This window comes from Novosphingobium sp. BW1 (genome assembly GCF_008107685.1).
Taxonomy (GTDB): Bacteria; Pseudomonadota; Alphaproteobacteria; order Sphingomonadales; family Sphingomonadaceae; genus Novosphingobium.
The window spans coordinates 114,471-132,922 of sequence record NZ_VIRF01000082.1 but is presented as its reverse complement, the minus strand read 5'-3'; the positions used below and the strand labels follow the sequence as shown (position 1 = coordinate 132,922).

General features: G+C 65.4%; 15 protein-coding genes and 1 tRNA gene. 13 read left to right on the top strand and 3 right to left on the bottom strand.

From position 1 onward, the window contains the following. Window positions 1-86: 86 nt before the first annotated feature. The 4 genes from FMM79_RS21940 to FMM79_RS21415 all read left to right on the top strand — a co-directional run bounded on the left by FMM79_RS21940 (window position 87) and on the right by FMM79_RS21415 (window position 3,279). Window positions 87-275, top strand: a complete 189-nt coding sequence (locus tag FMM79_RS21940; RefSeq protein WP_240339238.1) for a hypothetical protein — start codon at window positions 87-89, stop codon at window positions 273-275. A 27-nt stretch (window positions 276-302) separates the two neighbouring features. Beyond that, window positions 303-1,259 carry an amidohydrolase family protein gene (locus tag FMM79_RS15345; protein WP_240339237.1) on the top strand — a complete coding sequence of 319 codons (957 nt, stop codon included), beginning with the start codon at window positions 303-305 and terminating at the stop codon, window positions 1,257-1,259. Window positions 1,260-1,420: 161 nt separating this feature from the next. After that, window positions 1,421-2,626, top strand: a complete 1,206-nt coding sequence (locus tag FMM79_RS15340; RefSeq protein WP_148628328.1) for a serine hydrolase — start codon at window positions 1,421-1,423, stop codon at window positions 2,624-2,626. Then, the gene (locus tag FMM79_RS21415; protein WP_256376810.1) at window positions 2,548-3,279 is read left to right on the top strand and encodes an ROK family protein; all 732 of its coding nucleotides are present in this window, start codon (window positions 2,548-2,550) and stop codon (window positions 3,277-3,279) included. Before FMM79_RS15340 ends, FMM79_RS21415 begins: the two co-directional genes overlap by 79 nt. Window positions 3,280-3,297: 18 nt before the next feature. Here FMM79_RS21415 and FMM79_RS15330 read toward each other — a convergent pair whose 3' ends face one another. After that, entirely contained in the window at window positions 3,298-3,774 is a 477-nt protein-coding gene (locus tag FMM79_RS15330; RefSeq protein WP_148628326.1) for an Lrp/AsnC family transcriptional regulator, read from the bottom strand. Between the two features lie 207 nt (window positions 3,775-3,981). Between FMM79_RS15330 and FMM79_RS15325 the strand changes: the two genes are divergently transcribed. Beyond that, complete coding sequence (locus FMM79_RS15325; protein WP_148628325.1) at window positions 3,982-5,199, top strand: aromatic amino acid transaminase; 1,218 nt, start codon at window positions 3,982-3,984, stop codon at window positions 5,197-5,199. Then, window positions 5,196-6,179, top strand: a complete 984-nt coding sequence (locus FMM79_RS15320) for a ketopantoate reductase family protein (protein ID WP_148628324.1) — start codon at window positions 5,196-5,198, stop codon at window positions 6,177-6,179. The genes FMM79_RS15325 and FMM79_RS15320 overlap by 4 nt, the downstream gene beginning before the upstream one ends. A 69-nt stretch (window positions 6,180-6,248) precedes the next feature. Here the strand turns inward: FMM79_RS15320 and FMM79_RS15315 are convergent, their stop codons facing one another. Beyond that, complete coding sequence (locus tag FMM79_RS15315) at window positions 6,249-9,080, bottom strand: M14 family zinc carboxypeptidase (protein WP_148628323.1); 2,832 nt, start codon at window positions 9,078-9,080, stop codon at window positions 6,249-6,251. A gap of 545 nt (window positions 9,081-9,625) precedes the next feature. Here FMM79_RS15315 and FMM79_RS15310 point away from each other — a divergent pair. The 5 genes from FMM79_RS15310 to FMM79_RS15290 all read left to right on the top strand — a co-directional run bounded on the left by FMM79_RS15310 (window position 9,626) and on the right by FMM79_RS15290 (window position 16,774). Next, window positions 9,626-11,932, top strand: a complete 2,307-nt coding sequence (locus FMM79_RS15310) for a TonB-dependent receptor (RefSeq protein WP_240339236.1) — start codon at window positions 9,626-9,628, stop codon at window positions 11,930-11,932. An 85-nt stretch (window positions 11,933-12,017) separates the two neighbouring features. After that, window positions 12,018-13,331, top strand: a complete 1,314-nt coding sequence (locus FMM79_RS15305) for an amidohydrolase family protein (RefSeq protein WP_148628321.1) — start codon at window positions 12,018-12,020, stop codon at window positions 13,329-13,331. Window positions 13,332-13,515: 184 nt separating this feature from the next. Continuing rightward, window positions 13,516-13,908 carry a hypothetical protein gene (locus tag FMM79_RS15300; protein WP_148628320.1) on the top strand — a complete coding sequence of 131 codons (393 nt, stop codon included), beginning with the start codon at window positions 13,516-13,518 and terminating at the stop codon, window positions 13,906-13,908. 83 nt (window positions 13,909-13,991) lie between these two features. Further along, window positions 13,992-15,779: a copper resistance system multicopper oxidase gene (locus FMM79_RS15295; RefSeq protein WP_148628319.1), complete on the top strand. Its 1,788-nt coding sequence runs from the start codon at window positions 13,992-13,994 to the stop codon at window positions 15,777-15,779. Beyond that, window positions 15,776-16,774, top strand: a complete 999-nt coding sequence (locus FMM79_RS15290; protein ID WP_148628318.1) for a copper resistance protein B — start codon at window positions 15,776-15,778, stop codon at window positions 16,772-16,774. Before FMM79_RS15295 ends, FMM79_RS15290 begins: the two co-directional genes overlap by 4 nt. Window positions 16,775-16,892: 118 nt before the next feature. On the opposite strand, the gene FMM79_RS15285 is transcribed toward FMM79_RS15290, so the two are convergent. Beyond that, window positions 16,893-16,983 (bottom strand) — tRNA-Ser (locus FMM79_RS15285). A gap of 74 nt (window positions 16,984-17,057) precedes the next feature. Here FMM79_RS15285 and FMM79_RS15280 point away from each other — a divergent pair. Both FMM79_RS15280 and FMM79_RS15275 read left to right on the top strand, forming a co-directional pair. Continuing rightward, on the top strand, window positions 17,058-18,137 hold the full coding sequence (locus tag FMM79_RS15280) for a peptidylprolyl isomerase (protein ID WP_148628317.1): 1,080 nt from the start codon (window positions 17,058-17,060) through the stop codon (window positions 18,135-18,137). Then, window positions 18,134-18,451 (top strand): DUF1905 domain-containing protein, encoded by a 318-nt coding sequence (locus FMM79_RS15275; RefSeq protein WP_148628316.1) that lies wholly within the window; start codon window positions 18,134-18,136, stop codon window positions 18,449-18,451. The genes FMM79_RS15280 and FMM79_RS15275 overlap by 4 nt, the downstream gene beginning before the upstream one ends. Window position 18,452 lies beyond the last annotated feature (1 nt).

Genomic DNA, 18,452 nt, shown 5'->3' with positions numbered 1-18,452 from the left:
TGGATCACTTTCACCAGCGACGGTCGTGCGAACGCAACGGCTCGGAGAACATCTGGATCGCGCATCCCGATGGTTCGGAGGCCCGCGTGATCTCGGATTTCGACAACGAGACCGTGATGGTCTCCCCCACCTGGAGCGCCAGCGGGGACGAAGTCTTCGCCAGCCGCTTCCGGCCCGATCTCAACAACTACGAGCTCGGGCGCTTTGCCCTGAACGGCAAGGCGGAACGTCTGGCGCCGATCAAGCCCTCCCCCGACGCTCCGCGCGGCACCTGACACTCGACGCTCGATGCTCGATGCTCGATGCTCGATGCTTCCGCGTCGCCGGACCGGCGCTGGCTTTACTACGAGCGCCGGGTGGGCGGGCTCTGGGTTCAGGAACTTGGTGACGGGAAGGCACGGCGCCTGCCCATCGACCTCGACCTGCCGAGCGAGCCGGCCTGGAGCCCGGATGGCACGCGCCTCGTCTTCGTGACTTGGTCCGAAGCCGAAGGTGAGGCGGTCTGGAGATCGTTCGCCGACGGCTCGGGCGCGCGCAAGCTCGATGTGGTCCCAGCCTATTACCGGGACCCGCTCTTCACGCCCGATGGCAGCCGGATTCTGGTCCTGCGCTCCGCGACCGACCAGCGCCAACAGAACTATTTCGAGGTCGACGTCACGGCGAAGGACAGTCCGGCCCGGGCACCTGCCGGGTCGGGGGCGGACTGGTTCGTCGCCCAGGAGGACCCGGTGATCGATGCCAGGATCCGCCATCACTGGCCCTGCAACGCAATCCGCCAGAGGCTGACCCTGAGCCGGACGTTCCAGCCCCTTTCACAAGAGCGCTGCCCGGTGATCGCGCAAGACCTGGCCCGCCTCGCAAAGGCCGGCGTATTGGTCGGCATCGGCTCGCACGGAGAAATGCCCGGGATCGGCTATCACTGGAAAATGGAAGCCCATGCGCTGGGCGGGATGAGCCCGCAGGCGGTGCTGCACGCGGCGACGGCGGGTTCGGCGGAAACCATCGGGCGTCTTTCCGATCTGGGCATGATCGAGCCGGGCAAGTTGGCCGATCTTCTCGTGCTCGACGCTGATCCGCGCTCGGACATTGCCAAGGCGCGCGACATCGCCTCGGTCATGCGGGGCGGCTTCCTCTATGATACGGCGAACCTGCAGAAGATATGGCCGCGGTCCGGCCCGGTGACGCGCCTTTGGTTCGAAGGCGTGGATACCAAGAGCTGGCGGGCTACGCCGATGCCTCCGGCCTACACGCATCACTGACCCGGGTTCGCGAGCAGCCCCCTTCTCTTCGGTGTGGCCCCCTTCCTTCTGTTCACTGCATGAAAGCAGGCCGCGCCAGCTCTTTCTAGGGGTGGGTTTGCGCCTATGCTGGGCCTGCCCCGTGCCTTTTGCGGGGTGAATTTCGCGAGGGTCGAACCAGCATGCCAACTGCGCGCCGCGCATCCCAGCGCCCGATCGCCCAACGGCCCATTTCGCTCGCTCTTGCGGCGGCACTGACAATAGCCCCCATGACCCCGGCCGCGAGTGCGCCCGAAGAGGCGCCCGCCTCTGTCAACCCGGCGCGCCAGATCACAGGGTATCCTGCGCTCTACGGGATTGCCGGTGCCAAGGAGCGGACAGGGCTTCCCCTGGCAGATGCCGCCACCCGCACCGCGGCCGCCACGCGCTATTGCGCGGCCATCGCCTACGCCGCGCGCACCGATTCCGATGCCCTGCTGGTCTGGCGGGACGGGCAGCTCGAACTCGCCCACGATTTTGCCCCGCACACGGCGAACGCGCGCAGTTGGTCCGCCTCGATGGCCAAGACGCTCACCACCGTGGCTCTTGGCATCGCCATCGAGGAAGGTGCGATCGCCTCTGTCGACACTCCGGTATCCGAAGTCCTGACCGAGTGGGACGATGCGGCCCACGTTGCGATCACCTATCGACACCTGCTCGAAATGACGAGCGGACTGGAACATCCCGCGCCGGAAAGCGTGGGAGCAAGCGCCCTTTTCGGCGGCGAGGACGCGGTGCGCGCTGCGCTCGCGCTGCCGGTGGTCAACGCGCCGGGCTCCACCTTCGACTACCATACCGTCAACGTCACTTTGCTGATCGAGGCAATCCACCGGGCGAGTGATGAGCCCTTTGCCCGCTTCGTCTCCACCCGCCTGTGGCAACCGCTCGGCGCGGCCGACGCGCTGATCGCGGGCGATGCCAGCGGGCACGCGAGCCCCTCCATCTATGCCCGGGCCCGCGACTGGATGCGCCTTGGCCTCCTCATCAAGGAGCGCGGAATATGGCAAGGCAAGCGCCTCGTTCCCGCCCGCTGGATCGACGCGATGACCAAGGCAAGCCCACGCAACCCCAACTATGGCTGGCTGACCTGGCTTCGCTCTCCAGACAGCGAGGGGCGTTCCTATGGCCCCTATGTCGCATTCCAAGCACACCATTCAGCGCCCTTTGTCGCCAGCGACATGATCTATCTCGACGGATTTGGTGGCCAGCGCGTCTACATTTCGCGCGAGACGAATACGGTCATCGTGCGCACCGGCGGGATGTACGTGAACTGGGACGATGCGGCCCTGCCCAATGCGATTCTTGGCCCTGGCACGCCCTGCCCGCCGCGCTGGCCGGAAGCGCGCTGACCGACACTCTCGCCGAGTGCCTGCGCAGCACGGTGGCGAACCTGCGCTGGGACTTGCCTCATGCCGCCGGGGTTGGCTTCTTCGGAACAGTCCAGGCTGCCGCGGGTATCCAGCACTGGCTGCTCCCTGCGATCCCACAAGCCGTGCCCATTCAGGACATGCTGGAGCGCCGCCTCGGCATCACCGTCTTCATCGACAATCAGGCCAACGTGATCGCCCGCGCGGAATGCTGGCGCATCCCGGAAGAGGGCATCGGTCTTCGCCACTTCCTCCAGGTCGGCCTCGACCTCAGCCTCGCGACCACGCGCGACGGGGCCGTGCTCATGGGCGGGCGCGGGGTGAACCCGGAATTCGGCCACGTGAAGACCAGCCTGGCCGAAGGGCTCCCGTGCTGGTACGGGGGCAGCGGCTGCCTGGGTATGGTAGCCTCGGTTGGCGGCATCGCACTTCGCGATGCGGCCATGGCCGCCCCCTCCCACGACAAGGTCCATGCACTCGCGGCTCATTTTCCCGAGATCGCCAAGCGGGCACGCGCCTGGGAAAACAAGGCGCCCACCCTGTGCCAGGATGATCGCTCGACCCATGGCCTCGGCGCCATCTCGCTGGTGGCCGAACGCCTGTTCCAGGACGAGCCTTTGCCCGACTGGAACTGAACGCCCTTCCTCGGCAACTCAGCAGTAGTCGAGCGTCAGGCTGGTCGTGCGCTTGAGCTGCTGCATGATGACGAAGGTGCGCATGTTGTCGATGAGATCGCCGTCGAAGAGCTTGGCGTTTACGAACTCGCTGTAGGACGCCAGATCGCGAGTGTGGACCTTGAGCATGAAGTCGATCTCGCCGGTCGTGTAGTCGCACGAGACCACTTCGGGCAGCGCCTCCACCCGTTCGCGAAAGGCGCTGACGATCTCGGTCGACTGTGAACGCAGCCGGACCGAGACATAGGCCGAGATACCCAGGTTCAGCTTCTCGGGATCGAGGATGGCCGCGGTGCGCTGAATGTACCCTTCCTCGCGCAGGCGCTGGAGGCGGCGCGAGCACTGCGAGGGTGAGAGGTGGATACGGGTACTCAGTTCGCTGGGGCCTAGTTCCCCGTTCAACTGCAGGATTTCCAGGATACGCCGATCAAAGGAATCGATCCGGTCCTTGGCCATGGTTACCTTCCCTTCCAGATCACGACAATCGGACCACAAGACGTGTAGTACGAAAGCTTGGATTGCGTATAACGTGCATCAAGATCGAATATTGCGGCGATCTGATGCAGATTTCCAGAAAAACGCGCGCAATAGGCAAACCCAGCGCACGCGCCTCCCGATAGAAGCACGTTCTCCAGCCAGCTTCACCAACAACCGGAATGTGACGTGCTCTTCGACCGCTTCGACCTGCAACCCGACGATCCCCTGCTCGCCCTCATCGGTGAAGTGCGCGCCGACCCGCGCCGCCACCGTCTCGACCTCTCGGTCGGAGTTTACCGCGACGAAAAGGGGCAGACGCCCGTCATGCGGGCTGTGAAGGCCGCCGAAGCGCAGCTTGTCGCAGGCCACGCCAGCAAGGCCTATCTCGGCCCCGCAGGAGATGCGGACTTCTGCGCGCGCATCGCCAATCTCGTACTGGGCGCGTGCACCAGCCGCCACACCGCAGGCATGCAGAGCGTGGGCGGAACCGGCGCGCTTCGCCTTGCCGCGCGTCTGCTGGCGGTCAATCCGCGCCCCCACGGAGCCGGCCCGGCAACGATCTGGCTGGCGACGCCGACCTGGGGCAACCACGTACCCGTCTTCGAAGGAGCTGGCCTGCGCATCCGCACGTTCGCCCACACCGACGCCAAGGGCGGTGCGCTCGACTTCTCAGCGTGGCTGGAGATCGTGGAACGCGCAGAGCCGGGCGATGCCATCCTGCTCCAGGGCTGCGGCCACAATCCCACGGGGATCGACTTCACGTCTGCCCAGTGGGCAACGCTCGCCACACGCATCGCCGACAAGGGCCTTTTTCCCCTCGTCGACCTTGCCTATCAGGGTTTTGGGCTTGGTCTGGAGGAGGACGCCACCGGGGTGCGCGCGCTTGTCGAACGCGTACCCGAGACGCTGATCGCGGTCTCGTGTAACAAGACCTTCGGACTCTACCGCGACCGGGTTGGCGCGCTACTGATGACTGGCACGCAGGCCGCCCCGCTCGCAAAAGCGATGGCCAACGCCAAGGGGCTGGCGCGCGGCGAATACTCGATGCCGCCCGACCACGGCGCGGCCGTTGTGCGCACGATTCTGGAGAGCGCGGAACTGACCGCCCTGTGGACGCGCGAACTGGATGCCATGCGCGCGCGCCTCGTGCAGACACGCGCGGCCATCGCCGCACATCCTCTGGCCGCAGACCTTGGCCTTTCCGAGCTTGCCGATCAGAAGGGCATGTTCTGCCTGCTCGGCGCCGGTCTGCGCGTGGTACAACGCCTCAAGGACGAGAGCGCGATCTACGTTGCGCCCGATGGCCGCGTGAACCTTGCCGGACTGCCGCTTTCACGTGTTGACGATTTCGTCGCGAAGCTCTCCTCCGCCTACCGCGCACCACAACCGGAAATGGCGCAGTGAGCCGCCCGCTGCGCACCTGCATCTTCGGTAGCGGCGCGGTCGGCTCGCTGGTTGCCGGACGTCTCCAGAGCGCGGACAAGGCCCCGACCGTGATCGCGCGGGGGCGCCGTCTTGAGCAGCTTGAACGCCAGGGCATCACCTTTGCCGATCCCGCCTTGCCGCCCATCCCCGTAACCGCGCTCGATGCACAGATGGCCGCGATGGAGGGAGGCTGGGATGTCGTGTTCCTCGCGCTCAAGGCGCAGGCCATTGCTGCCTCGCTGGAGGATATCCGCCCGCTGATCGGCCCGGCCACGCGCATCGTTCCGCTCGTGAACGGTGTACCCTGGTGGTACTTCCAGCCTGAGACCGCCCGCGCCGTGCGCAGTGTCGATCCGACAGGCACGCTGGTGGACGCCTTCGATCCCGCGCGCATCATCGGTGCGGTCGTCTACGTAGGCTGTGCGCTCGACAGCGCGCGCGGCGATCTGACCTCGAACGGCCGTGAGCGCCTGGTGCTCGGCAGCATCGCGAATGCGCACGTGGAGACCGAGGCGCTTCTGGTCGCCCTGTTCGAGGGCTGTACAATCGCCATCCAGCCAACCCGCGATATCCGCCGCGAGGTCTGGTCCAAGGTCGCGCTCAACCTCGCCAGCAACCCGCTTTCGGTTGTGGCCAACGCAACCGTGGGCGAACAGTTCACCTCGCCCCATCTGGCCCGCATTACGTTCCCGATGCTGAAGGAGTGCATCACGCTTGCCCGAGCGCTCGGCGTTGAACCCAGCCTGACGCTCGAAGAGATGGTCGCCATCGGGCGGCGGATGGGTGGCTATCACACCTCGATGGCGCAGGACTATGCGCGCGGGGCGGAACTGGAAATGGGCGCGATCGCCCACTCCGCCCTGGAACTCGCGGCCGAGGAAGGCGTGGCGATGGATACCACGCGGACCGTTGCCCATATCTGCGGCTTTCTCTCCGAGCGCGAACTGGCGCGCGCCTGAGCCGACATAAAAATACCCGCAGGAAGAGCGCCTCCTGCGGGTATTTTTCATATCAGATCACCCCCAGGCTCACTGCTGCACGGCGGGGACCGCGGGCGGCGGCGGCGGCATCTCGTCGGTCACGCCCAGCTGCTTCCAGTTGAGCACCGCGTTGTAGAGCATGCGGAATTCGCCCCAGTTCTGCCAGCGCCAGACCGGGTTGGTCGCGAACATCAGGATACGTCCCTCGCCCGAAGGCACGTTGATTATCGCCGCGTTGTCCTTGAGCTTGTCCCCGTCGCGGATAAAGCCGCTGAGGATGCTGTCCTTGCCGCCAGGGTAGGTCATCAGGACATCGCCCTTCAGACGCTCGGGCACATAGTAGGTGGTGCTCTGGGCCCAGCGCAGCGGCAGTTCGCCTTCGGCCAGTTCCCCGCCCTGCACCTTGCCGCCCTTCAGTTCCCCGGCATAGCCGTAGAAGATCGGACTTTCCGGCTTTACCACCTTGCCCTTCACAATCGGGCCGGGCGCGTAGAAGTTCGCTGGCGGAGCCTTGGTCGCAATCTCGCTGACAAAGCCATACTCGATCGGCACCTCGCTGGCGCGCCCCGTGGTGATGAGCGTGCCGCCTGCGTCCACGAACTTCTTGAGTTCGGCGAGGCCCTCCAGCCCCATGCCGCCACGGATATCTGGCGAAGAGCCGTAATCGCCCGAGAAGCGGTACTGGTCGGTCTTGGTGTAGGGCAGCGGCTTGCCGGTCATCGGGATGTCGAAGACGATATCCTTGGTCGAGCGGCCCTGCTGGGGCAGGATGATGACGTCGTAGTCAGCCCGCAGGTTGCCCTCGCGTATACGCTCCTTGAACAAGAGGTCGTAATCGACCTCCTGCTGGTCCAGCCCGTAGCGCAGCCAGCCTACATCCTGCGTCGAACCCCAGGTGCTGAAGACGCCAAGACGCGGCAGTTCGCTCACGTGGGCCTGCGCCTTGTCCGCCGCGCTGCCGATGCCCACCGCGTCGAGGGCAAGGGTTTCGACCAGCGGCTTCAAGGTTTCATAGGCACTGCCCGGCACGAGGAAGGAGCCGGCCGGAATGGTGGTGCCGCCCGAGGTGAAGGCGTCCTCCACGATCTCGACACCGTCCACGTCCGCCAGCTTGTAGCGCAGCGTCGCCATGCCCACCGCGCCTTTATCGAGCACGGCATAGGTCTTCGCGCCCGATCCGGTGATCGAGCCACGCGGGCTGTAGCTTTCGACGGAGCGCGTGGGCACCGAGAGGATGTCCTCGTCCGCGCTCTCCACGATCCTGGCGTGCGCCATCAGGCCCATTGTCCAGGCCGCGTCGTCGTACGTGCCCACGTTCTCGTCGGGGTAGTTGTCCTGAACGCGCAACAGGATCTTGGCGAGACGGCCGTAAGGCTGGTCAAGCTTCACGATCAGCGAGCCCGCCGGGTAGGTGCCCTCCTTCAGCTTCACTTCGCGCTCGGCCTGGGCGATCTCGATGCCCTGAAGCTGCAGGATGTCGGTCACGAACTTGACCCGCGTGGGATCGGCCTGACCTGCCGGAATGATGAAACCATAGGGCGCTTCACCGGCGCCGACCTTGATGGCATCCCGGCTCTTCTTGTAGAAGTTTTCCAGGATTTCCCTGGGAAAGCGCGAGGTCATATCGAGCGCGGTGAGGACGCCCGTTTCCATGAAATTGGTGTTGTTGCGCAACGACCACATGACCTCCTTGTAGGGAGGATTGGGGCGGTACCACTTGCGCGTGGTCTGATCGCGGCCAAGGCCCGAGGCCGGATCGGGCGCAACGTGGCGGTACATCGTCGTCGCCCCGCCATTCCCGAACGTCTCGTACATGCGCAGCATCCCGTTATGGTTGGACGACATGAAGGCGAGGTAGCCCGGCGTCCACGCATCGACATAGCCATGCGTCCACACACCCGGCATGCCGTACTTGGTAAGCTGCGCCATCTCGTAGTTGGAAAACCAGGGAAGCTCGGCGAAGAGCAGCGGATCAAGATCCGGGTTCTGCGGCGCCATGCCGGAATAGATGTAGAGGAAGGGCACCGATTCATGCAGCTCGTGCATGATCGGGGGGTGCCATTCCAGGTACCACTTCATCAGCTCCTTGGCGCTCTTGTCCGAGAGGTTAATGTCGCGGTTGTTGTCGTGGTAGATGTACTTGCCCCAGTACGGCGGGCCGCCCGGCTTGTTGCGGTCGTCGCGCTCGTCGATGAGGTTGCGGTAGTACCAGTCGACATAGCGGTCGCGCCCATCCGCCTCCAGCACGGGGCTGAGCGAGACGATGACGTTGTCGCGGATGCGCTGGAACGTCTCGCTGTCGTCGGCCAGCAGGCGATAGGCCAGCTCCATCAGCATTTCGGGCGGGCCGGTCTCGGCGCTGTGGAGGCCTGCGGAGATGTGGTAGATCGGCGGTGTCTCGGCGATGACCGCCCTGGCCTCCTCCTCGGGCACACCGCGCGGGTCGGCCAGCTTGGCAAGGCCCAGGCGCGTGTTCTCGATGTCGGCCATGTTCCCAGCCGAAGAGATCATCACGATGATGTTCTCACGGCCCTCTTCGGTCTTGCCGATCTCGACGATCTTGACCCGATCGGGCGCGGCCTGTGCCAGCGCACGGTAATAACCCACGATCTGCTGGTAATAGTGCAGCTTGTTGGGTGCGCCGATGTGATCGCCCAGCACTTGCTTGGGCGAGGGAATGGTCGAGGACGTAGGCAGGTGATCGACCAGCGGGCTCATGAATTCGGGCTTGGTTGTCCAGGACTTCACCGCCTCCGCATAGTCCCCGTCCATGCCTTGCGCCTCAACGCCCGGCTGCGGGCTCTGCGCCTGCGCCTGAATTTGCGCTGCACTGCACAGCAGCAGGGCGCTGAGCGCGCCCACGTGACTTTTGCGGAACATGAAGCCTCCTGTTGTCCCTGTCGTGCAGACGGTGGGCAGGCTGCCGCGAAGCAGCCGAGTGATGCCCTGCGATCTGTCTGCAACCCCTGCGCGCACCCTTGAGCCGGATCGCCCTCGATGCAACCGGTTTTCACCCCGTTTACGGAAACTTATCCGCGTTCTGGAGGCTGAGATAGCGTCAAATAGCGCATGTCCTCGCCTAACGTGGACACGGCATGAGCAATTTTGCGACATTCTGCATGTTTGTTGCGCGAACTGCTGGCATTGAAGCGCCCCTGAACAAGTCGGCACGCGATCACGCCCGTATTTTGTTGCGCCCTCCCCTCTTCCATTCCGGCGTCAGCCGTGCAATCGGATCGGGAGATGAACGTCCTGTCATCGTGATCGCGGGGGGGGCAAAACCGCATCAAAGAACAACAAAGGACAACAGAGATACGCAGGGAGAGCGAAAACGCCGGATGAGGGCGATCGCACAGCGCTGTGCGGTCGATAGATTTCGCGCGTGCGACAAGATGGGCACGCGCCGAAGATTCAGGGGGAATACTGTGTTCACGACTACTACGACGACGCTGTCGGCCCGGACCATCGGCCGAAGCCTTTTCACCGCGGCCAGCCTGACCGCGCTGGCCTGGGCACCACATGCAAGCGCCCAGCAGCAGGCCTCAACGAACGCGGACACCGTCGTCGGCGCCGATATCGTGGTGACCGCCCTCAAGCGCTCCACGTCGATCCAGGAAACGCCGATCTCGATCTCGGCCGTCACCGGCGAAACCATGGCCAACTCGGGCGTGCAGGACATCGCCGACCTGGCCGCAAGCGCGCCGGGCCTCAGCTTCGTGGACGGCGGCCCCTCGCAGCGCCGCGTCGTCATTCGCGGCATCCAGGGTTCGGGCGAGCCGATGATCGGCACCTACTACGATGAGACGCCGGTGACCGGCATGATCGGCGCAGGCAATGACGCGGGCGGTTCGACCCCCGAACTCAAGCTCTTCGACGTCGAGCGCGTCGAGGTTCTGCGCGGGCCCCAGGGCACGCTCTACGGCGCAGGTTCCATGGGCGGCACGCTGCGTATCATCTACAACAAGCCTGACCTTACCGGCCTTGGCAGCGCTGTCGACGCAAGCCTTTCGAACACCCGCTACGGCGGCTGGAACTACGATGCCAGCGCCATGCTCAACGTGCCGCTCGCCACCGACAAGGTCGGCGTGCGCATGGTGGGTTTCTACAAGCGCCAGGACGGCTACATCGACAACACCGCACTCGGCATCGAGGACATCAACGTCCTCAAGAGCTATGGCGGGCGTCTGATGCTGCGCATGCAGCCTTCGGATCGCTGGACGTTCGATGTCACCACCTTCCTCAACCGCACGCGCACCGACACGCCGCTGTGGACCAAGGAAGCGGGCAAGTTCAATTCCGACGCCTACACCCGCCAGCCGATCGTCGATGACACCGAGCTCTACTCGATCGCGTCGACCTACGAGTTCGACTTCGCGACGTTCGTCGCCTCGGGTTCCTACATGCACCGCGAACTGTCATCGGCAAGCGACGTCTCGCGCTTCATGCAGGCCCAGCGCAGCGAAGGGCGCTGCGCTGCCCTCGTAGGCGGGGGCAGCCCGTGCAGCGACAGCCAGCTGACCGACTACTACGACCTTGTCGACTGGCAGTCCTACTCGGTGCTCTACCCCCAGCAGGAGATGGACGCCTGGACCGGCGAGCTGCGCCTCAGCTCCAACTCCACCGGGTTCCTCGACTGGACCATCGGCGGTTTCTGGTCGGACCGCAACATCGCGGTCTGGAATCCTCAGGTGAACACCGATCCTGTCTCGGGTGAGATCCTGCGTCCGCTGCAAGTGGTGACCGGGCGCCATATCGACGATTCGCTCACCCAGCTGGCCGGCTACGGCGAAGTCACGCTGCACCCCTTCGAGGGCGCGCAGCTGACCGGCGGTGCGCGCTACTTCCACTACGACAAGGACATCGTGGGCTATACCGACGTCCCCTCGATCCTCGTCGGCGCGCGCATCACTCCGCCCACCGAGGTCAATTCGACTGAGAACGGCTGGGTGTTCCGCTTCAACGGCTCGTACGAGTTCACGCCCGACGTGATGCTCTACGCCGAAGCCTCGCAGGGCTACCGTCCGGGCGGCGCGAACCAGGTGCTCGGCCTTGACGCCGCGCTCACCGGCTACAATTCGGACAGCTTGTGGAACTACGAGGTCGGCCTCAAGACCAGCTGGTTCAACCGCGCGATGCTTTTCAACATTGATACCTACTGGATCGACTGGAGCGACATGCAAGTCACCCAGCGCACGCCCAACGGCGCCTTTTCCTACCTCGGCAACGCGGGCAAGGCGACCGTCAAGGGTGTGGAAGCCGAAGTGAACGCGATGCTGTTCGACGGCCTCTCGCTTCAAGGCAACGTGACCTACACCGACGCAACGCTCTCGGAAGACCAGAACACCGGCGCGACGGCGACCTCGGGCCTCAAGGGTGACCGCATCCCCTACGTGCCCAAATGGATGGGCGGCGCCTCGGCGCAGTACGACTGGTCACTGACCGATAGCCTTGGCGGCATGGCCCGCGTCGATGTCAACTACGTGGGCGGTTCGTGGTCAGACTTCCGACGCAACTATACCTTCGCGCGCGAGGTCGAGGACTATACGCTTGTCAACGCACGCCTGGGCGTGGAAGGCCCGGGCCAGGCCTGGGGCGCCTACCTCTACGTGACCAACCTGCTCGACGCGACCGCGATCACCCGCGCCAGCTCAAGCGCGATCGCGCAGGGGCGCACGCTGGTGAGCAGCGCCACCCCGCGCACCATCGGCGTCAACGTACGCCAGAAGTTCTGATCCCAGACTTCTGGACCGACGTGGCGGGGAGAGCCCCCTCTCCCCGTCGCCGTCACCTTGCGACCAACCGGAGTTTTCACACCCCATGCGACCCACGCGCACCTCTCTTCTTGGCACCCTGCCCTTCGTCGCCCTGGCCCTGACCCCGCTTGGCCAGAGCGCACTGGCCCGCGACGCCGTTGTCCACGCCGGAACCCTGTTCGATGGCGAGGCAACCCGCTCCAACGTCTCCATCGTGATTGCCGATGACCGCATCGTCGCGGTCGAGGACGGCTTCGTCACCCGCGAGGGCGCCGAAGTCATCGACCTTTCGGGCGAGACCGTGCTGCCCGGCTTCATCGATACCCACGACCACGTCACGATGGGCTACAGCGGCAAGAACCCGGTTGCCGAACGCGCGCAAAAGACCGACATCGACACCGCGCTGGAATCAGTTGCCTACGCGCGCGCGACACTGCTTGGCGGCTTCACCAGCATCCGCGACGTAGGCGGCGAGACGTCCATCGTCGTCGGCCTTAAAAAGGCTATCGCGGCCGGTGAAATCAAGGGGCCGCGGATGTGGGTCTCGGGCTATCCACTCGGCCCCACCGGCGGCCACGGCGACCCGCAGAACGGGATGAGCCCCGAGCTCGACTTCCACTCCGAGGGCCGGGTCATCGACGGGCCGATCGAGGCGCGCAAGATCGTGCGCGGGATGCACCGCGACGGAGTCAACCTCATCAAGATCATGCCCAGCGGCGGTGTCCTCTCGATCGGCGATGATCCCAACCACCAGACCATGACCGACGACGAGATCAAGGCCGTGGTCGACACCGCCCATAGCCTCGGCATCAAGGTCGCCGCGCACGCCCACGGCAAGACCGCGATCCTCCACGCATCCGAGCTGGGCGTCGATTCCATCGAGCACGGCTCCTTCGGCGATGCCGAAACCGACAAGGCGATGAAGGCCAACGGCACCTATCTCGTGCCCACACTGCTCGTCGCCGAGACGGTGGTGCAGATCGCCAGGACCCACCCCGAGACACTCAATCCATCGGCCGCAGCCAAGGCACTGGAAGTCGGGCCGATCGTGATGAGCAACCTGGGCCGGGCCTACAAGGCGGGCGTCAAGATCGCCTTCGGCACCGATCAGAGCCTCGCCCCGCACGGCACCAACGCCAAGGAGTTCGCTCTCCTCGTGCGCGCCGGGATGACCCCGCGCGATGCGATCCGCGCGGCTACCGTCAACGCCGCGGATCTTCTGGGCGCAAGCGATGTAGTCGGCTCCGTCACCCCTGGCCACTACGCCGACCTCGTCGCGGTGAAGGGCGATCCCTTCGCCGACATTGCCCTGCTTGAGAACGTCGACTTCGTCATGAAGGGCGGCGACGTCGTGAAGGCAAACGGCGAGGCCAAGTAATTCAGGGCCCAATGATTCAAGAGGGCATCACCCCTTGCCCCCAAAATCGTCTACCTCACCTAGCGCGCTGAAGGTGAGGTAGACGGCATGAGGAGCCCGAGGGCGATGGCCCTGGGAAATCTTCGTTTCCTTCTCCCTCTCTGCATTGCGCCGCGAGCACGTTCGCGGATATGATGGGCAGATCATGCACCGCGCCCTCACCCTTCTCCTGTCCGGCACCCGTGGAGGCCTCGCCTCTGCGCACCGGATCGCGGTGTTTGCGCTGGTCGCGCTTGGGCTTGCGCTGTCGCCCGTACTTGCGGGCACGGGTGAGGCCAGCCCTGCACCTTCGCATGCGATGAGCATGGCCCATACCGGCTGCGAGAATTCGGGTCACGGCACCGGCCATGGAAAGGCCCCGCTCGCCAACCTCCACTGCATGGCCTCGTGCCTGGCCGCGACCGGGCTTGCCCTGCCCGACCTTCCCGCGCCCCCGGCGCTGCGTCCGCTCCACCGCGAACGTCCGCAGCCGCGCGCCATGGCCGCGCTCGCATCGCACGCATCGCCGCTCGATCCCCCGCCTCCGCGGGCTGTCTGATTTTCGAAGTCTGGCTGCATCTGCACGCCCGGACCTTGCCTGTATTTTGAATTTCAGATCCGGCTCCGCCGGAAGGATACCCCATGTTCCAGACACCCCATGACCGGCGGGCGCTGCTCGCTGGCGCGCTGACCGCAGGCGGCGGCGCGGCAGCCTCGCTGCTATTCCCCCACTGGGCGCGCGCCCAGACGCATCATCATCACGGCGCCCATACCGCGACGAGCGCCGCGACCGAGGGCGCGCTGAGCGGCGAGCGCATCGCGCTTAACATCGCACGCACATCCTTCACGCTGGGCGGGCGCACCGCCAGCGCGACCACCGTCAACGGCACCTTGCCCGGCCCGCTCATCCGTTTGCGCGAAGGGCAGGACGTGGAGCTTTCCGTGACCAACCACCTCGATGTCGACAGCTCGATCCACTGGCACGGCATCCTGCTGCCCTTCCAGATGGACGGCGTGCCCGGTGTCACCTTCCCCGGCATCGCCCCGCACGAGACCTTCACCTACCGCTTTCCCGTGCGCCAGGCGGGCACCTACTGGTACCACAGCCATTCGAGCGGACAGGAGGGCTCCGGCCTGTTCGGCCCGCTCGTGATCGATCCCGCCCACGGCGAGCGCGTGGACACCGAGCGCGAGATGATCCTGATGCTCTCGGACTGGAGCTTCACGCCCCCCATGGAGATCTGGCGCAAGCTCAAGGCCCGACCGGATTATTACAACTTCCAGCAGCAAGCCCTGTTCGAGAACCCGTCGGGCAAGCCATGGACGCAGGAGCAGAAGCTGGCCTGGGGCCGCATGCGCATGTCGCCCATGGACATCGCCGACGTGACCGGCGCGACCTACACCTACCTCATCAACGGACAGGGCCCCGAGGCAAACTGGACCGGCCTCTTCCGCCCCGGCGAACGCGTGCGCCTGCGCGTCATCAACGCCTCGGCCATGACCATCTTCAACCTGCGCATCCCCGGCCTCCCCTTCACCGTGATCGCGGCGGATGGCTGCGACGTCGCACCGGTCGAGACCGACGAGATCCAGATCGGCGTGGCCGAAACCTACGACCTCGTCGTGACGCCGAGCGAGCGCGCCTATTCCGTGATCGCGGAGTCCAGCGACCGTTCGGGCTTTGCCCGCGCCACGCTGGCGCCGCGCGCCGGAATGGTCGCCCCCGTCCCGCCCTTACGTAAACCGCCACGTCTCACCATGAAGGACATGGGGATGAGCATGGGTAGCGGCGGGGCACCGATGGACCATTCCGGCCACGACATGGGCAGCATGGAAGGCATGGACCACGCCGACAGCGGCATGGAAATGAACCATTCGATGCGTGATCCCGCAACCGCGCCCGGCGTGGAGTTGACCCCCGGCGTCGACATGCTTGCCCCCATGCCTACCGACCGCACCGGCGAGCGCGGCCTGGGCCTCGATGACGTGGACCACCGCGTGCTGGTTTACACGGACCTGCAAACGCCCGAGGACCGTGACGATCTGGCCCCGCCCACGCGCGAGATCGTCGTCCACCTCACCGGCAACATGGAAAGGTACATGTGGTCCTTCGATGGTCGGCGTTTTTCCGAGATGGTCGAGCCGATCCGTCTTGCCCACAACGAGCGCGTGCGCTTCACCCTCGTCAACGAGACGATGATGACGCACCCGATCCACCTGCACGGTTTCTTCTTCGACCTCGTCAACGGCAAGGGCCAGCGCCGCCCGCGCAAGCACACGGTAAACGTACTGCCCGCGGGCAAGGTCTCCTTCGACGTGACCGCCGATGCGCCTGGCGACTGGGCGTTTCATTGTCACCTCCTGCTGCACATGATGTCCGGCATGTTCAACGTCGTCACCGTGCGCCCGCTGGAAGGAGGTGCGGCATGAGAAAGTCCCGTTTCCTGACCGGCGTCCTCACCGGCGCTCTGCTGATCCCGGCTCCTTTGCTTGCCCAGGACCATTCCGGTCATGACATGTCCGGTCACACAAGACGCGCCATGAACCATGCGCAGCACGACGAGGGCATGGCGATGCCTTCCCACGAGGCGCATGACGCGCGTGACGCGCACGACCCGCACCAGGGTGGGCACGCCATGCCCATGGCCCCGGGCGCGCCGTCGATGGCGCAGGACATCCCCCAGGGGCCGCCCCCGCCCGATGCGTTCTCCGGCCCGGACCACGCCGCCGACCTATTCTTCCCCGACAAGGACATGGCTCACGCCCGCCACATGGTGCGGCACGAAATGGGCGGCATGGGCACCACCATCGTCATGCTCGACCGGCTTGAGGCGAAACTCGGCAAGGGCAGTGACGGCCTCTCATGGGAAGGCGCCCTGCGCACCGGCGGCGATATTGACCGCATCTGGATCAAGAGCGAGGGCCAAGCGGCCTTTGGTGAGGGCATCGAAGACGCCGAAGTCGAAGTCCTGTGGGGCCACGCCATCGGCGCCTGGTTCGACCTTCAGGCCGGCGTGCGACAGGAACTGGGCCCGGATCCTGACCGCACGCAGGTAAGCCTGGGCGTGGAGGGGCTCGCGCCATACATGTTCGACATTTCCGCGCAGGCCTTCCTGTCGACCAAGGGGGAACTGACCGCGCGCCTCGAGGCCGAGACCGACCAGCGCCTGACCCAGCGGCTGATCCTGCAACCGCGCGCCGAAGCGCTGTTCTCAGCCCAGCGGATCGCCGAGCGCGGCACCGGACGCGGGCTTACCTCGCTCGAGGCGGGGGTCCGCCTGCGCTACGAGTTCGCGCGCCAGTTCGCCCCTTACGTGGGCATCGAATGGCAGAAGAAGTTCGGCTCCACCGCCGACTATGCCCGAGTTGTGGGAGATGATCCCGACCGGGTGGTTGCGGTCGCGGGCCTCAGGGCCTGGTTCTGAGGCGACCCGAGGGGCCGGTCCAAGCACATCGGCCCCTTGCTGGCATCACGAAATCCGTCGAAAGCAGCAGAAATCGGGGAAATTTTGGGAAAATTGGAACCCTGTAAAACAGGGTAAATGGCGGAGCGGGAGGGATTCGAACCCTCGATACGGGGTTACCGTATACACACTTTCCAGGCGTGCGCCTTCGACCACTCGGCCACCGCTCCGCATCGCTGGAGGGCGTGCCACTAGCGCCACTTTTTGGCTTTCGCAAGTACAGAGCGCGTGGCATCGTCATTTCATGCGCATTTTCCTTCGGCATCTCCTGCCCTTGCTCGCCGCCACGTCCGCTCTTGCAGCTCCCATTGCGGCGCTGGAGGCCGCGCCAGGCGTCACACCCGACAGCATCGTCAAGGCGTCCATGGCCAGGGAATGGCGCAAGATCGCGCCGTCCGACCTCATGGTCATGGACCTCGCCCCTGCCACAGATGGCACGCCGCGCCGGGTAGTGATACAGCTCATGCCGCCACCCTTCTCTGTGCCCTGGACGCACAACATGCGCGCGCTCGTCGCCGCGCGCTGGTACGACGGCATCGCCATTGTCCGGGTCCAGGACAACTACGTGGTGCAATGGGGAGATCCGGACGGTGAAAACCCGGCACAGGCGAAGCCCCTGCCGGACGGCCTTTGCAGACCTGGCGAGGAGGACTACACCGCCTCGTTCGCCGAGGACGCCGACGTCGAGTGCGCAGCTGAAAGGCCTGGCTCGGTGCACATGGCCGACCTCGATCCGCAATCGTTGTTGATCGAGGAGCAAGCACCTTCCGCATCGATCTCCGCCACGACCACCACGCACGCCGACATGGGATGGCACATGCGCGACAGCTACGCGCCCTGGGTGGAGTTCTACCAAGGCTGGCCGGTCGCCAGGGATGCGCCGGAAGATCCCGACGAGACCAACCCGCAGTACTGGCCCCTCCACTGCTACGGCACGGTGGGCGTGGGCCGCAATTATTCGCCCGACACCGGCACCGGCGCGGAGCTCTATGCGGTGATCGGACAGGCCCCCCGCCAGCTTGATCGCAACATCGCCGTCGTCGGCCGGGTGATCGAGGGGATGGAATACCTCTCCTCCCTGCCGCGCGGCACGGGCGAACTCAGCTTCTACAAGACGCCGCAGGAGCGTACACCGATCATTTCGGTGCGGTTGGGCGACGAGGTCGCGGACCTTCCCGGCTTTGAATACCTTGCCACCGACAGCAGGAGCTTCGAGGTGTACGTGGCCTCGCGCGCGAACCGCAAGGACACCTTCTACGTCCAGCCTGCAGCCGGCATCGATATCTGCAATATCCCCGTGCCCATCCGCCAGGCCGCCAAATGACCCAGACCCTGACCCACACCGCCCCGCTCTGGCGCTGGACAGGCGGCGCCAACGGGGGGACCTGGTACTTCCTCAGCATCACCGGCGCTAATGCCGAGACGCTGAGCGCAACCGCGCTGATGCGCAAGTTGGAGGGTCTGGGACGCGGCTTCGGCTCCATCAAGGTCCAGGCGCGCATCGGAGCGACGCGCTTTGCAACCTCGGCCTTTCCCAGCAAGGGCGACGGCGCCTGGCTGCTCCCCGTCAAGGCTGCCGTGCGCAAGGCGGAGGACCTTGCCGAAGATGGGCCGGTCGAGGTCGAGCTGACCTTCTAGC